The sequence below is a fragment of the Pseudomonas sp. NDM genome (genome assembly GCF_003105095.1).
In the GTDB taxonomy this organism is placed as follows: Bacteria; Pseudomonadota; Gammaproteobacteria; order Pseudomonadales; family Pseudomonadaceae; genus Aquipseudomonas; species Aquipseudomonas moraviensis_A.
Genome location: NZ_QETJ01000118.1, coordinates 1 through 15664, shown reverse-complemented (window position 1 = coordinate 15664; position 15664 = coordinate 1). Strand labels below are relative to the sequence as shown.

The window sequence follows — 15664 nt, the reverse complement described above, 5'->3', positions numbered from 1 at the left end:
AGTTACTGCGGCTTGCGATAGCTATTGATGATGGCGGTACAAAAAGCCGTGAGATCACTCGTGGAGAGGGAGCTTGCTCCCGCTCGGCTGCGCAGCAGACGTAACTTCAGCAAATGCGGTTTTTCTGAAGAACCTCATTTGCCGTGGTCAGGTCTGCTGCGCAGACTAGCGGAAGCACGCTCCCTCGCCACAAAAACCCCTTTCACCTCAGTTTTTTGAACAGTTACTGCGGCTTGCGATAGCTGTTGATGATCGCCGAGAAATCTTTTCCGCCTTCACCGCGCTGACTCATCGCCTGATACAACTGCTGCGCCACCGCGCCGAGCACCACCGGTTGGTGCGCTTGCCGCGCTGCTTCCGTCGCCAGACCGAGATCCTTGAGCATCAGCTCCGCACCGAAACCGCCGGTATATCCGCGCGAGGCCGGGGCCGTTTCGACGATGCCCGGCCACGGGTTGTACATCTCCGAACTCCAGCAGCGCCCGGTCGAGCTGTTGATGATGCCGGCCAGTACGCCGGTGTCGATCCCCAGCGCGTCGCCCAAAGCCATCGCTTCACTGACGCCGACCATCGAGATCGCCAGCAGCAGGTTGTTGCAGATCTTGGCGATCTGGCCGGTGCCGACTTCACCGCAATGCACAATGTTGCGGCCCATCTGCGCCAGCACCGGTTGCAGGGTGGCGAACAGCTCCGGAGTGGCGCCGACCATAAAGGTCAGGGTCCCGGCCGTCGCTCCGCCAGTTCCGCCGGAGACCGGCGCATCGGCCATCGCCACGCCTTGCTTCGCGGCAGCCGATGCGACGTCGCGGGCGGTCTGCGGATCGATCGTGCTGCAATCCACCGCCGGCACGCCTTGGCGAATGCCGGCGAGCACGCCCTCTTCCCCCAGCCAGACACTGCGCACGTGCACCGCGGCCGGGAGCATGGTGATCACCAGTTCGGCATCTTCCGCCGCCTCGCGCGCCGAAGCGCGAATGGTGCCGCCCAGTTGCTCCAGTTCCGCCAGCACGGTTTTGTTCAGGTCGACCAGGTTCAGCGAGTGGCCAGCCTTGATCAGGTTGCGCGCCATCGGCGCGCCCATGTTGCCCAGCCCGATAAATGCGATTTTCATGATCGGATCCTCAGCGCAGGTTGATGGTGGTGTTCACGCCGTCGTTGACGCTGTCGTCATCGAACCAGCGCGCCGTGACCGTTTTGGTCTGGGTGTAGAACTGCACCACTTGCTTGCCGTACGGGCCGAGATCGCCGAGTTTCGAACCGCGCGAACCAGTGAAGCTGAAGAACGGCACTGGCACCGGAATCGGAATGTTGATACCGACCTGACCGACGTCGATTTCAGTCTGGAATTTGCGCGCCGCCGCACCGCTCTGGGTGAACAGGCCGGTGCCGTTGCCGAACGGGTTGGCATTGACCAGCGCAATCGCCTGATCGAGGGTGTCGACTTCCAGCACCACCAGCACCGGGCCGAAAATTTCCTGGGTGTAGATCTGCATGTCGGTGGTCACGCCCGAGAACAGGGTCGGGCCGACAAAGTTGCCTTGCTCGTAACCCGGCACGCTGATGTCGCGACCGTCCAGTTCGAGCTTGGCGCCTTCCTTGATGCCGCTTTCGATCAGTTCGAGGATCCGCGCCTTGGCCTTTTTCGAGATCACCGGACCGACATCGGTGCCCGGCTCGCTGCCGGCGTTGACCTTGAGTTTCTGCGCCAGCGCTTTCAGATCCGGCAGCCACTGTTTTGCCGCGCCCACCAGCACCACCACCGACGTGGCCATGCAGCGTTGTCCGGCGGCACCGAAACCGGCGCCGACCAAGGCATTCAGCGCTTGCTCGCGATTGGCATCCGGCAGCACCACAGCGTGGTTTTTCGCGCCCATCATCGACTGCACGCGCTTGCCATGTTTGCCGGCCAGGTCATAAACATGAGTGCCGACGGCAGTCGAACCGACGAACGACACGGCTTTGATGTCCTTGTGCGTACACAGGCCATCGACCACATCCTTGCCGCCGTGAACGACGTTGAGCACGCCCGCCGGAACGCCCGCCTCGATCGCCAGCTCCACCAGCAGCATGGTCGACAGCGGATCCTGCTCCGAAGGCTTGAGCACGAAGGTGTTGCCGCAGGCGATCGCCATCGGGAACATCCACAGCGGAATCATCGCCGGGAAGTTGAACGGGGTGATGCCGGCGCAGACGCCGATCGGCTGGCGCAGGGTGTAGGTGTCGACACCGCCGGCGACGTTTTCGGCGAACTCGCCCATTTGCAGGGTGCCGATCGAGCAAGCGTGCTCGACCACTTCCAGGCCGCGGAAAATATCGCCCTCGGCGTCGGCAATGGTTTTGCCCTGCTCGGCGCTCAACACGACGGCGATGCGTTTGGAGTGCTCACGAATCAGCGCCTGGAGCTTGAGCATGATGCGCATCCGCGCGCCGATCGGGGTCAGTTTCCAGGTCTGGAATGCGCGCTGGGCGGCGCTGACAGCGGCATCGACCTCAGCGGCGGTGGCGAACGGAACCCTGGCCAGCACTTGCTGGGTCGCCGGGTTGACGATGTCGTGCCACTCGGTGGTCTGCGACTCGACCCATTCGCCGTCGATCAGCAGTTTGACCTTTTGCAGCGTGGTGTCGTTGGGCGTAAGCGATGCGTTCATGCTGGTCTCCAGAACTTGTTTTTATCGTAGGAGCCAAGGCGAGAGGTTCGCCTTGAGATGAGGCGTGTGTCCAGAATGGTTGTCGGACGGTTTTTGGAGTATAGATGTGCAAACTTCTAATAAGAACGCACATATAAGCCCGTCCATCATGCAAAAAAACATCACCTCGCTAGGCTCGCTGAACTGGGACGACCTGAAGTTTTTCCTCGAAGTCGCCCGCACTCGCAAGGCCAGCACCGCTGCCAAACGCCTGGCTGTCGACTACACCACGGTGTCGCGACGGATCAGTTCGCTGGAAGCGGCGCTGGGCACATTGCTGTTCGAAAAGTCCCGCACCAGCGGCTTCGTCCTGACCACCGAAGGCCAGCGCTTGCTCGGTTATGCCGAGTCGATCGAAAGCACGTTGCACATGGCCTGCGAGCAGGTTTCCGGCTCGGGCGTGGCGCTGTCAGGGCACGTGCGCATGGGCTGCACCGAAGGCTTCGGCAGTTTTTTCATCACCCCGCAACTGAGTCATTTCGTCGACGCCTACCCGGCAATTTCGGTGGACATCTTGCCGCTGCCGCACTTCATCAGCCTGTCCAAGCGCGAGGCCGACATCGTCATCGCCCTCGAACGGCCGGAGCATGGGCCGTACGTCTGCTGCAAACTCTGCGACTACCGTTTGCAGCTGTACGCAACCCAGGATTATCTCGACAAACACCCACCAATCCGCCGCCCGGCCGACTTGAGCAAGCATCAATTCATCAGTTATGTGGACGACCTGGCGTTCAGCTCAGAGCTGCTTTACCTGGCCAACGTGCTGCCCGGCGCCAGCGCACATTTGCGCAGCACTAGCGTGATCGCTCAATACGTTGCCGCGCAGCAGGGGCGCTCGCTGGCGATCCTGCCGTGCTTCCTCGCCGCCCAGGACCCGCGTTTACTGCCGGTGTTGCCGGAGGAAGTCGACATCACCCGGCAGTTCTGGATGTACTGCCGGGAGGATCTGCGCAAGTTGAAGCGGATCACCTTGTTGTGGGATTACATCCGTGAGGTGACTGAGCGCAATCAGGCGTTGTTGATGGGGGAAACGCGGGAGATGCGCTTTGCCGATTAGTCGGCGCTGACCACAATCGACACCCGGCGGTTTTCCGTACGTCCCGCTGCGGTGTCGTTTGAGGCTACCGGTTCGCTGCTGCCGAGGCCTTGCAGCTGGATGTTTTCCTGCTTCATGCCGACCGTGCCGAGGACGTTGGCGACGCTCTTGGCCCGGCGCAGGGACAGTTGCTGATTGTAGGTTTCCTTGCCCGACGCATCGGTGTGGCCATCGACGCGCACCCGCTCGATACCCACGCCGAGCAGTGCCTTGCCGATGCGTTCGACGATTTCCGTACTGGGTGCGTTCAGGCTTTCGACATCGCTGCCAAACAGCACTTTGCCCGACAGGCCGAACTCCCAGCCGTCGTCGGTCAACTCGAAACCCTGCTGTTTGAGCACAGCAACCTGCGCCGGTGTCAGGCCCTTCTGCGGGGCGGTCTGGCAACCGCTCAGCGTCAGCGCGGCGATCAACAGCAATGCGGAAAAAAGTCGAACGGGAAGAGTGAACACAGACATCAGCTCCTGGTGTGAACGGAATCAACCGGGCGCTCCGACCCGGCCGTGAATTGCGCGCCGCGTGACAGGCGCTTGGCCTGATACATCGCCGCGTCGGCTGCGTTAAGCAAGGTGCCCGGCGTGGCACCATGATCGGGGTAGACGGCGATGCCGATACTGAGCGAGGTCACCACACTGGTGTCGCCCGGCAGGGTGATCGGCATGTCCATGCTGGCGAGGATCTTGTCAGCGATGTGCTCAGCGTCTTCAACGGTGTGCAGCGGCGCGAGCAGCACGGCGAACTCGTCGCCGCCCAAACGCGCGACCAGATCGTCCTCGCGCAATTGCGCTCGCACCCGATTGGCAATCGCCACCAGCACTGCGTCACCCGAGGCATGGCCGAAGTTATCGTTGATGCCTTTGAAGCGGTCGCTGTCGAGAAACAGCACGGCAATCCGCTCGTCGTGTTTTTTGCCGTTGCGCAAGGCGCGGATCAAGCGGCCTTCGAAAAACGCGCGGTTGGGCAACCCGGTGAGGCTGTCGTGGGTCGCTTGGTGGGCGAGGGTTTCGTTTTCGTTTTGCAGGTGGGTTTGCCACGACTCAAGCTCGCCGAGCAAGGCATTGAAGTCGTTGCCCAGATTATCCAGTTCGGCGATTTGCGCCGGCGGCACGCGCCGATCCAGTGCGCGTTCGCTGCGGGCGGCGTGAGCGACGGAGGCGAGGCTGTGCAATGGACCAATGATTGCGCGCAGCTGCCGTCGCGCCAGATAGAGCGCGACCCAGGCGCTGATCGCGGTGCACAGCACAATCCCGGCCAGGCCGCTGAGCAGAAAACGCATCAGGCTGCCGCCGTGACCGATGAGCAGGACGCGACCGATTTCACGGTCCTGATGTTCGATCGGCAGGCTGACCGGTTTCTCCAGAATCGCGCGGGCGATCCGCATTTCCAGCTCGGAGAACAAGCCGGTTTCAGGGCGCTGCCATTGCGCAATCAATTGGCCCTGCGCGTCCAGCACTCGGGCATCCGCCACTTCCTCGCTGGCGGCGATGATCGCCAGCGCCTCGGTTGCCGCCGCTTTGTCGTTGAACACCACGGCTGCTTCGACGGTGTAGCTGATCGAACGGGCGATCAAGTGCAGGTTGTGATCGGCATACACCCGCAGCGCCAGCACGCCCAGCAAGGTCAGCGAAACACTGGCCATCGCCACTGCTACCAGCGCGACGATCAAATGCCCACGGCCAATGACCGAGCCCAGGGTCGGGCGAGCCTTCCAACTGAACAGCTTCATGGCGCCGCCGCTTTGCGACGGGACAACTGCAACACGCTGGGGTGAATGCGCACGCCGCTGCGAGCCACTGAGTCGAGATTGACCTCGAACGACACCTGCTCATCGCCGACGCGCAGGCAAAACAGACTGCCGACCGTGCATTGATCGTCCGCTTCGCTGATGCTCAGCACCGGATGCCCGATCAACGATGCGAACAGGCGACTGCGTTCATCGGCGGTGAGCTTGCCGATGTACACCGCGTCGCACTCGTTGACGATGGACGGGGTGTTCGCCAGCAGACGACGCACCGCCACCGGCCGGCCACTGGCTTGTGTAGCGCCTTTGACCAGGTCATCGGTGTATTCGGTGGGGCCGACGATGCACAGGCGCAACTGCGCGGGCTCCACTGGCCAGCGTGCATAACTGAGGATGCCAAGGACCACCTGCGTTACCGCTTTGGCCCGTTGCTCGGCCGGCCCGGTTTGCGCTTGTGCGAGGGCGCTGCCCGTCAACAACCAGAGCAAAACGATCAGCAAGGCGCGTTGGCAGGCAACCACACGCTCTGTCGTCCGGACGGCGACCTTCATGCAGGGATTCTCTTGGAGCGTAACGAAATGATGCCGCAACGATAGCACAGCGTCGAAACGCCAGCGAGGCGCCTGCCCCTGACCGGTTGGTCAGCAATCGTTGCCGATCATTCAGCGCTTCATTCCCGAGGCTCGGTGACCTCCTCCAGTTCCAGCATCAGCCCGCTCAGACGCTTGACCTTGCGCTGCACCGCCTCCTCGAACACGCCGGCACGCGGCTCGATCAAGGTGAACCAGTACCGGGCGCGAGTGATACCGGTGTAGATCAGCTCTTTGGTGAGTACGGGGTTCAGCGCATCCGGCAGGATCAGCGCCGTGTGCGCGAACTCCGAGCCCTGGGATTTGTGCACCGTCATGGCATACACGGTTTCGACGTCATTGAGTCGACTCGGCAACACGAAGCGCACGCCGCCCTGACCATCGTTACGCGGGAAGGCCACGCGCAGAACCGTTTTGCCGATATCTGGCCCGTCGCGCTCGGGCAGTTTCAGGGCGATGCCAATGTCGCCGTTCATCAGGCCCAGACCATAGTCATTGCGTGTCATCAGCACCGGCCGACCTTCATACCACTGCTGATCGCTCTCGATCAGCCGCGCCTTGAGCAACGCGGCGGTGATGCGCTGGTTCAAGCCTTCAACGCCCCATGGGCCTTTGCGCACGGCGCACAACAACTGGAACGTATCGAACGCCTGCAGGACTTCCCGGGCCCAATCGGTCCAGTCCGCATGCTCAAGTGGCCGCGTCGACGGTGGACGCTGGTCGCGCAGGACGCTCAGGTAATGGCGGTAACCTTGCGGGCCGTTGCCATGACCTTCGAGCAACAGGCGTTCAAGCTTGTGATCATGCTCACCCTTGAGCGGCAGCGAATACACGTCTTCATAGCCACCGGTAGCGAGCAACTGGCGCGCCTCGTCGGCCGATTGCTGGTTGACCCGTCGCGCAAGCTGACCGATGCCGCTGCCCTCGCCGAAGCGGCGCGAGTGACGCAGCATCACCACCTGTTGCGCCAGCGGATGCGCGCCGTCGCGGTCTTCATGCAAACCGCTGCCTTGCAACGACTCGCCGCTGACCGACTCCAGCCATTGGCGCGTCTGCGGGCTGTACCAACCGCCCTCGGCGTCACGACACAGATCGCCCAACACCGCACCGGCCTCGACCGAGGCCAACTGATCCTTGTCGCCCAGCAATACCAGCCGAGCATGGGCCGGCATCGCATCGAGCAAATTGGCCATCATTTCCAGGTCGATCATCGAGGCTTCGTCGACCACCAGCACATCCAGCGGCAAGCGGTTACCGGCATGGTGACGGAAGTGTCGGGTCCCCGGTCGACTACCGAGCAGACGGTGCACGGTGGTGACATCACTGGGGATAGCCGCGCGCACCGCTTCGGCGACTTGCAGCGATTGCACTTGCTGGCTGATCGACTCGGTCAGGCGCGCAGCGGCTTTGCCAGTCGGTGCGGCCAGACGAATGCGCAACGGATGGCCAGCCTCTACGGCCGGTGCCTGCAGCAACGCGAGCAAACGCACCACCGTGGTGGTTTTGCCGGTGCCCGGGCCGCCGGTGATGATGCTGAAGGCGCTGCGCGTGGCGAGTGCACAGGCGAGTTTTTGCCAGTCGATGACAGCCGCAGATTCCGCGCCGCCGAACAATTCATTCAGACGCTGGGGCAGATGATCTGGCGTCGGTTCCTGCTGCATCAGCCGCTGGCGCAACGCGGCATCGATGCGGCGCTCGTACGTCCAGTACCGGCGCAAGTAAAGGCGTTTCGAGGACAGCACCAAGGGACGTGTGTGCGCCGTATCCCTCGCGTCAGCGGCCAGGGCCACCAGCGAGCTGCTTGCCAGCACTTTGCACCAACGGACCTCGTCCAGCGTTTCGAGAAGTTGCGAAGGCAGCAACAAAACACCGCCCTGCACATCGCCTTCCGGCGGCAGCGACAGTGCAAAATCCGGCGCCTTGAGGGTCTCGAACAGGTCCAGACACACATGACCATGGCCGAGCTGGTGGCTGGTCAGCGCCGCGGCGAGCAGCACCAGCGGATCGGTCTCGGGCTCGAGTTCGTGCAGGAAGGCGACAAAGGCCCGGTCAAGCGCACGCAGCCAGCCGCGCTCGACCCAACGGCTCAGCAACAACAGCAAATCATCGGCGCGGGTCAGCGGCGAGAGTTTCGACAGGCTGTCCGCTTCCAGTGGTGTCGGCAGCAGATCGGCGAATGTTCGGCTCATAGCAGGACTCCCTGTTCCCAGGCGGGTTCGGACTTGGGTTCGGGTTTGCCCTGGAACATCCGGTCGAGGCGTTCGATCAATTCCCGTGGCGGACGCACGAAGTACACCCCGCGACTCTCAGCACGCGTCCCGCGCAGGAACAGATACAGCGCCCCACCGACATGCCGGTCGTAATCGTAATCCGCCAACCGCGCCTTCAACTGGCGATGCAATGCCAACAGATACAGCACATATTGCAGGTCGTAACGGTTGTCGAGGATCGACTGCTCCATGGCCTGCACGGTGTAGGCCTGATCATCGACGCCGAGCCAATTGGATTTGTAATCGGCGACGTAATAACGGCCAGCGTGCTCGAAGGTCAAGTCGATAAAACCCTTGAACATGCCGTTGAGTTGCACTGGCTCCGCCGCCACGCGGGCGACGCCATTGTGGGTGTGCTGGCGCACTTGCTCGTCGAGTTTGAGCACGTCGACCTTGTGGCTGGCGAACCAGAATTCCATCTCGACGCGGTATTGCTTCAGTTGCTCGAAAACCACCGGCGGTTGCCCGCCAGCGATCGGCAAAGGCGACTTGAGCAAATGCTGCAGCCAGTCAGTCAGGGTGGTGATCCAGCCTTGCCAGCCGCGCAGGTTGCAGCGCCGGGCAATCGCATCCTCCAGCGCTTCGCGGGTAACCGCAAAACCTTCGGCGCCCGCCCATTCAAGCAAGCCATGCAGAAACGTGCCCGGGTTGGGGCCACGCGGGAAGCGGTGAATATCGGCGCCACCGCTGGTGATTTCGCGTGGCGCGTCGGGGTCGAGGCGTTCATCGTCAAAGAGCTTTTGCGCCTGTGGACTGTCCGGTGCTTCATCGCTGCCGACGCTCAATACGTCGCTGATACGCAACGCGCTATAGGAAGCGATCCACCAGTTTTCACTGGCTTTGCGCTTGGGCCGTAGCGTGGCTCGCAGGACCGCTTCATTGCGCGGCGGCTGGTAATGTTCGTCAGTAGGCTGAGGCATTTCGCCGATGTCGATCGCCGGACAGTCTTGCTGCAGCTCTTGCAGCCAACGGTTCAATTCGCTGGACTCGCCCAAAGCAGCACCACCACCCAACAAGTAACCCAGCGCCGACAGGTGCAGCACCGAGCTGTTGTTATTGCCGCGTTTCAGGTCAGTGACGCCCAGCCAACAGGCATGTTGCGCCCGGGTCAATGCGACATACAGAAGACGCAAGTCTTCGGCCAGACGCTCATCATCAGCCTGGGTGATCAACTCGTCGGTCGGCTTGAGGCTGATCTGCGCTTTGCCCGCAGCGTCGTGGTAATGCAACGGCAAGCGACTGCCATCCACCGGTTTCGCCGAACAAACGAATGGCAGGAATACCAGCGGATATTCCAGCCCCTTGGATTTGTGGATGGTCACCACCTTGACCAGTTGCTCGTCGCTTTCCAGGCGCAGAATCTGTTCTTCGCCGGCCTGACCGGACAGTGCCAGCAACTCGCCCAGATGGCGGATCAACGCTTGCTCACCGTCGAGTTCAGCAGCGGCCTGCTGCATCAGCTCCGACAGGTGCAAAAGATTGGTCAATACGCGCTCGCCATCACTGCGCTGCATCAGGGTCTGCGGCAAGTGGAAATCGTGAAGCAGGCGGCGCAACATCGGCAACACGCCCTGTTTGCGCCAGAGCTCGCGATAGCCGCGGAACTGCATGACCCGGGCTTCCCAGACCATTTCGTCCTGATTCAGGCGCTCCAGCTCGATCAGTGGCAGGTTCAGCGTGGTGCATGCCAGCGCGGCCTTGAGCGAACGCTCGACATCGGGTTCGGCGCAAGCCTTCAGCCAGGCCAGCAGGTCATGCGCCTCTTGCGCGGCGAAGACCGAGTCCTTGTCCGAGAGATAAACACTGCGTACCCCGCGGGCGGCGAGTTCAGCTCGCACGGCTTGAGCCTCTTTACCGTCGCGGACGAGGATCGCGATGTCCGAAGGACGCAAACCTCTGAAGTCGTCTGCCTGGATGAACCCAGCGCTGCCGGTTTGCCCGCCATTGAGCAGCGCGGTGATTTGACTGGCACAGGCCGCGGCCATTTGCTGGCGATAGACTGCGCCGGACAGCGGTTGATCGCTCGGCAATAGCCAGACATTCAGCGCTGCGACCTCTTGCCCGGCGATCTGCAGGGCTTCCTTGCGTCCCTGGGACTCGACGGGAAGGAACGGCACCGGGTTTTCCCCGGTTTTCTCGCGAAACAAAAACGCGCCGCGTCCCTGTTCTCGGGACTCGGCGCGTTCGAATACGTGATTGACCGCTGTCACCATACCGTGGCTGGAGCGGAAGTTGGTGCCGAGCGTATGCAAGCGGCCGTTAGTGGCCTGACGTGCGCGCAGGTAGGTGTAGATGTCAGCTCCGCGAAAGGCATAGATCGCCTGCTTGGGGTCCCCGATCAGGAACAGGCCGGTGTCAGGATGATTGTCTTCGATGCGGTAGATACTCTCGAAGATGCGGTATTGCACCGGATCGGTGTCCTGGAATTCGTCGATCAGTGCCACCGGAAACTGCTCGCGGATCAGCGTCGCCAGACGCTCGCCGCCCTCCGATTGCAGCGCGGCATCCAGACGCATCAGCATATCGTCGAAGCCCATTTCCGCGCGGCGACGCTTCTCTTCTTCAAAGCGTGCACCGACCCACTTGGCGGCGTGTTGCAGAACAGCGGCATCCGGCGTCGGCAAAGCATCGAGGCTCGACTTGAGGCCGGACATGGCGTCCAGCCCCGGATGGCTCGGCGCCTGACCTTTCCAGGCCTCGGCCATGCCATCAGGTGTCAGTCGAGTGAAGCCGGTGCCAATGTCCAGCTGCTCGAGCGACTCGTCTTCGGCCCAGGTCTTGAGCTTCTCGAACCAGGGCTCGAAATATCGCGCCTGCATCTTGCGGCCATCGACGGCTTTGCTGGCCACGCCTTCCTGGCAGAGAGCAAGCAGCTCGTCTGCCCAGGCACGCCAAGGCATTTTCAGCTCGACCAACGCCGCTCGACGCTCCAGCAAACATTCAGCGATCAGGTCCGCCGGCACCTTGCCTTCATCGGTATCACGCTCGCTGGCGAACAAGCCGCGGACCCGAGGCAACAACGCTGCGGGGCCACCCCAATTACTGCGCACCCAGTTGAGCGCGTCGCCCTGCATCGGATAGCAAAACAGTCGCCAGTAATCGCGCAGCACTTCGCCAAGCAAATCGCTGTGATCGGTTTCCAGCGACTGCGTGAACAGGCTGCCGCTGTCGAACGCGTGCTCACGCAACATGCGCTGACACCAGCTGTGGATGGTCGAGACGGCGGCTTCGTCCATCCACTGCGCGGCGATATCGAGGCGGTTGGCGCAGCCCGACCATTGCAATGGATCGAACTGATCGCGCAGTTCGCCGATCAGTCCGTCAGGAGCGGGAATCTCGTCGCGGAAAAAACGCGCAGCCTCGGCCAGGCGGGTTCGGATGCGCTCACGCAGCTCTTTGGTGGCAGCGTCAGTGAACGTCACTACGAGGATTTGCGGCGGCAGCAATTCGCGCGCGAAACCGCTTGTCTCGCCGCCATGGCCGAGAATCAGCCGCAGATAAAGCGCCGAGATCGTGAAGGTCTTGCCGGTGCCGGCGCTCGCTTCGATCAACTGACTGCCGCGCAACGGGAAGGCCAGAGCCAACGGTGTCCTGGTACTCATGAACGTGCGCCTTCGTTGGACAAGGAACGCCAGGGCGCTTCGAATAATGGGCGGTATAGCGCATCGCACCAGCCGGTGAAGGTTTCGTCTGCCAACAATGCATCGAAGTCGGGATATTGTCGGAGCAGCGCCGGGCTTTCGCGCCGCTCGCCGTCGCTGGTCTGGCCATCACCCTCATAGGCTTTTCGCGCCGCGGCTTCGGCTTTGATCGGGTCGGATTGCGACAGCCAGGCGAATGCGGTTTTTATCGCAATCGGCAAGGGCTGGCGCATGCCGGTTTGCCAGGCGAGCAGCAGGTCACCGAGGAACCGCAGCGCTCGGTCTCGCTCCATGGGTTCAAGCAACAATGTGTCGTCACTCGCGACTAATGCTGTGGTCAACGCATGCCCGCTGGCGCAGGCAACCAGATGGGTGACCCACGGTTTGGTCAGCCGGTGCCACTTGCGCGTTTTGATCGAGCCGATGCTGTTGGGAATGGTCGTGACTGACAGCAGGCCGCCATCGGCGCGCTGGTGCAGACTTGCGAGCCAGCCCTCCAGACGCAGCTCCTGCAAGTCGAGACTGACCGGGATCGCACTGGTCAACGGCGTCGGCCATAACGTCAGCAACTGTTGATAACGCTGCAGAAGATCCGGCAGCGGTTCGATCAGTTCACGCTGCAGGCATTCGCCGAAACCGGCCATCGGCAGCAGACCACTGTTTTGCAGGCGCAGCGCCCGGGCTTGCAGTGCCTGATCGAAATCATCCGGCTGGTTAAGTGCGGCTTCCAGCAAACTGTCGCTCAGCGTGTAGCGCTGCAACGCGTCCAGCACGAAAGGTTCTTCATCGGCCAACGGCGCTTGCGCGGCCTCGAAATAGACCTTGAGTCGTTGGGTGAAAAAATGCCTCACCGGGTTGCGCAGAAAATCCTGCAGTAAAGCCAGCGTCAGCGGTTCTTCCTGAACATACGGCGCGAGCAACGGCGTCTCGTTTTGATGCACTTGCTCTTGATGCAACACTTGCCACTCGCTGGCGTAGCTGAACAGTTGCTCGCCTTCGTGGAAATAGCGGGCGCTGAAAGGTTGCAGAGGATGTTCTTCGGTCAGCGCTTCTATCAGATCCTGACTAGGATCGATTGAACGCCAACCGCTGGCGAGGTGATCGCGCAACTGGCCGATCAACACCGAGGCGGGTCGCTCACTGTTGTCGCGAATGCTGCGACCGACCCAACTGATGTAGAGCTGATTGCGTGCAGACAGGAGCGCTTCGAGCAGCAGGTAGCGGTCATCTTCACGCCTTGAGCGGTCGCCAGGGCGGTAATCGCTGCCCATCAGGTCGAAATCCAGTGGCGGTTGGGCGCGGGGATAATCGCCGTCGTTCATGCCCAACAGACAGACCAGTTTGAAAGGAATGGCACGCATCGGCATCAAGGTGCAGAAATTTACCGCGCCGGCGAGGAATCGTTGCGATAAACGCCCCTGATCGAGCCCGGCGAGCCAGGCTTCGCGAACGACAGTCAGCGGCAACTCGTCAGTCAGCCCCACTGCCTCGCAGGTCTCGAGCCAGGTTTCGCGAAGCTCTTCCAGCTGGGCCAGCAGGTAGTCGTCATGCTCGTTGCTGGCCTGGAAGAACACCTGCATCAGCGCCTGCAAGCGCAGCCCCCACTCCTTCGGTTGAGCTGGTTGGGTGAGTTGCTGGTGAGCAATTTCCAAGGCATCCAGCAGCGCGACAAGCGGCCCGATCAAGGCAGCATCAAGCCCGCCAATTTCATCATAAGGCTCGATCCCGGCACACGCGTCGGCGCTGCCGACGGCGTAACCCAATAGCATTCGGCGCAGGCCGAAATGCCAGCTGTTCTGCTCCAGTTCTTCAGGAAGGCCGAGGCCGGCACGTTGTTCAGCACTCATGCCCCATCGCACGCCTGCGCCTTCGATCCAGCGGTGCAGAGTTGGCAGGTCGCGTTCTTCTACGCCAAACCGAGCACGCAGGGCCGGGACATCGAGCAGGTCGAGGATCTCGCTGACCGGGAAACGACTGTCCGGAAGTTTGAGCAGGTGCTCGACCGCGATCAATAGAGGGTCGCGCCCACGTTGGCCCTGATCCGCCAGTGTGAACGGAATGAAGCGTGAGTCATGCCGATCAAGCTGACCGAAAACCGCACGGATATGCGGCGCATAGCTGTCGATATCAGGGACCATGACGATTACGTCTCGGGGGCGCAGATCCGGGTCTGCGCTGAACCGCGCCAGGAGTTGATCGTGCAGGATCTCGACTTCGCGCTGGGCACTATGCGCGATGTGAAAACGGATCGAATGGTCTTGCGTTGCATCGACCGCTGGCCAGAGTTCGCGCGTCTCGTTGAGCGGACGCAGCTCGAGAATGTCGTCCTGCAGCTGGTTAAGCATGTTGTGGGGTTGATTTTCGCTGAACAGGTCGATGCGTCCGTCACGAAAGGCTGCGCGGTAGCTGTTGGGATCGTCGTAGCTGTCGAGCAGGTTAATGTAGTCGCGACCTTGCTTGCCCCACGCGGCCAATAGCGGATGCGCGTGCTGATGCAGGGTCTCGGCATCGAGCACAACGGGCATTCCACTTTTGCGCTGCTGACGTTTGTACTGATGCCGCAACAGATCCTTGTCGGCGACGATATCCGCCCAGTGATGGCGGCAAGGGTTGTGTACGCAAAGCAGTACCTGGCTGAAGCGAGCCAGACCGGCGAGCGCTTCCAGTACCTGCGCAGGCAACGAAGAGATACCAAACACAATCACGCGCGGCGGCAGCGCAGCCGGGGCCTTGTCGAGTGTGTTGATGCGCTCCATGAAACGTTGATGCACGCCTGCGCGACTCTGTGCCATGCCTTGTTCGCCTACATCATTCAGCAGCGCTCGCCACAACTCTGCCTGCCAGCAACTGGTCGGCTGCAGCGGCTTTACTTCACCTCTGACATTGCGCAGTTGGTGGCGGCCTTCCGCCCAGTCCTCCAGCCAGTCGGCCCGATAAACCTGATATTGGTCGAACAGATCCGCGAGGCGCTCTGACAACTGGTAGCGCTTGCGCAGATCGGTGTCGTGGGTGAGGAAGCGTTGCAGCGGTTCGAAATGTGGTTGGTCGATTACCTGTGGCAAGAGACGCATCAGGCGCCAGGTCAGCGGGGCTTTATCGAGCAGGGATTTCGCCGGGATCTCTTCTCGTCCCAGCACCATACGGTAGAGCTGCCACATGAAACTGCCGGGCAATTGCACATCAATCGCTGCCGCGATCCCGCAGCCGCCAAGGTCGTCGTCTTCGGGATCCTCGGCCAGTGCCAGCTTGAGCCACTGGGCAATGCCGTTGCTTTGCACCAAAGCGATTTCGTTTTCCAAAGGTGCCAGTGGATAGCGCCGCATGATGCTGACCACAAGGCTGCGCAGTTCATCGAGACTGTTGCTCTGAACCACCATGAATGCAGCGTTGAGGGACTGGGCGTCCGACATATAGATTCCTTGGAAAATCACAAAAGCCGAGGCAGAACCTTAGCATTGTCGGCAGATTGTGACAGCCGGACGACGTCCGCGAAGGTTGTAAGAACTTTCTCGCAGGCAAAACAAAACCCCAACTGCTTTCGCAATTGGGGTTTCGGAATTTAATCTTGACGATGACCTACTCTCACATGGGGAAACCCCACACTACCATCGGCGATGCATCGTTTCACTGCTGAGTTCG

9 protein-coding genes are annotated in these 15664 nt (G+C 61.5%); 1 reads left to right on the top strand and 8 read right to left on the bottom strand.

Annotation, left to right across the window (positions count from 1 at the left end; all coding sequences use genetic code 11):
- Positions 1 to 223: 223 nt before the first annotated feature.
- Both mmsB and DCO47_RS19900 read right to left on the bottom strand, forming a co-directional pair.
- A complete protein-coding gene (gene mmsB, locus DCO47_RS19905) occupies positions 224 to 1111 on the bottom strand; it encodes a 3-hydroxyisobutyrate dehydrogenase (protein WP_116658750.1) in 888 nt (295 codons plus the stop codon).
- A gap of 10 nt (positions 1112 to 1121) precedes the next feature.
- Positions 1122 to 2648, bottom strand: a complete 1527-nt coding sequence (locus DCO47_RS19900) for a CoA-acylating methylmalonate-semialdehyde dehydrogenase (protein WP_064364537.1) — start codon at positions 2646 to 2648, stop codon at positions 1122 to 1124.
- A 148-nt stretch (positions 2649 to 2796) separates the two neighbouring features.
- On the opposite strand from DCO47_RS19900, the gene DCO47_RS19895 reads away from it, so the two are divergent.
- Positions 2797 to 3744: a LysR family transcriptional regulator gene (locus tag DCO47_RS19895; protein ID WP_042608809.1), complete on the top strand. Its 948-nt coding sequence runs from the start codon at positions 2797 to 2799 to the stop codon at positions 3742 to 3744.
- Here the strand turns inward: DCO47_RS19895 and DCO47_RS19890 are convergent.
- From DCO47_RS19890 to recC, 6 genes are all read right to left on the bottom strand, one after another.
- Positions 3741 to 4241, bottom strand: a complete 501-nt coding sequence (locus DCO47_RS19890) for an OmpA family protein (RefSeq protein WP_177330608.1) — start codon at positions 4239 to 4241, stop codon at positions 3741 to 3743. The two genes, DCO47_RS19895 and DCO47_RS19890, sit on opposite strands and share 4 nt — an antisense overlap.
- Positions 4241 to 5509 (bottom strand): diguanylate cyclase domain-containing protein, encoded by a 1269-nt coding sequence (locus tag DCO47_RS19885; protein ID WP_042608808.1) that lies wholly within the window; start codon positions 5507 to 5509, stop codon positions 4241 to 4243. Before DCO47_RS19885 ends, DCO47_RS19890 begins: the two co-directional genes overlap by 1 nt.
- Positions 5506 to 6075, bottom strand: a complete 570-nt coding sequence (locus tag DCO47_RS19880) for a YfiR family protein (protein ID WP_116658749.1) — start codon at positions 6073 to 6075, stop codon at positions 5506 to 5508. The genes DCO47_RS19885 and DCO47_RS19880 overlap by 4 nt, the downstream gene beginning before the upstream one ends.
- A gap of 119 nt (positions 6076 to 6194) precedes the next feature.
- The gene (gene recD, locus DCO47_RS19875) at positions 6195 to 8303 is read right to left on the bottom strand and encodes an exodeoxyribonuclease V subunit alpha (RefSeq protein ID WP_116658748.1); all 2109 of its coding nucleotides are present in this window, start codon (positions 8301 to 8303) and stop codon (positions 6195 to 6197) included.
- Positions 8300 to 11986, bottom strand: a complete 3687-nt coding sequence (gene recB, locus DCO47_RS19870; RefSeq protein ID WP_116658747.1) for an exodeoxyribonuclease V subunit beta — start codon at positions 11984 to 11986, stop codon at positions 8300 to 8302. Before recB ends, recD begins: the two co-directional genes overlap by 4 nt.
- Positions 11983 to 15435: an exodeoxyribonuclease V subunit gamma gene (recC, locus tag DCO47_RS19865; protein WP_116658746.1), complete on the bottom strand. Its 3453-nt coding sequence runs from the start codon at positions 15433 to 15435 to the stop codon at positions 11983 to 11985. Before recC ends, recB begins: the two co-directional genes overlap by 4 nt.
- Positions 15436 to 15664 lie beyond the last annotated feature (229 nt).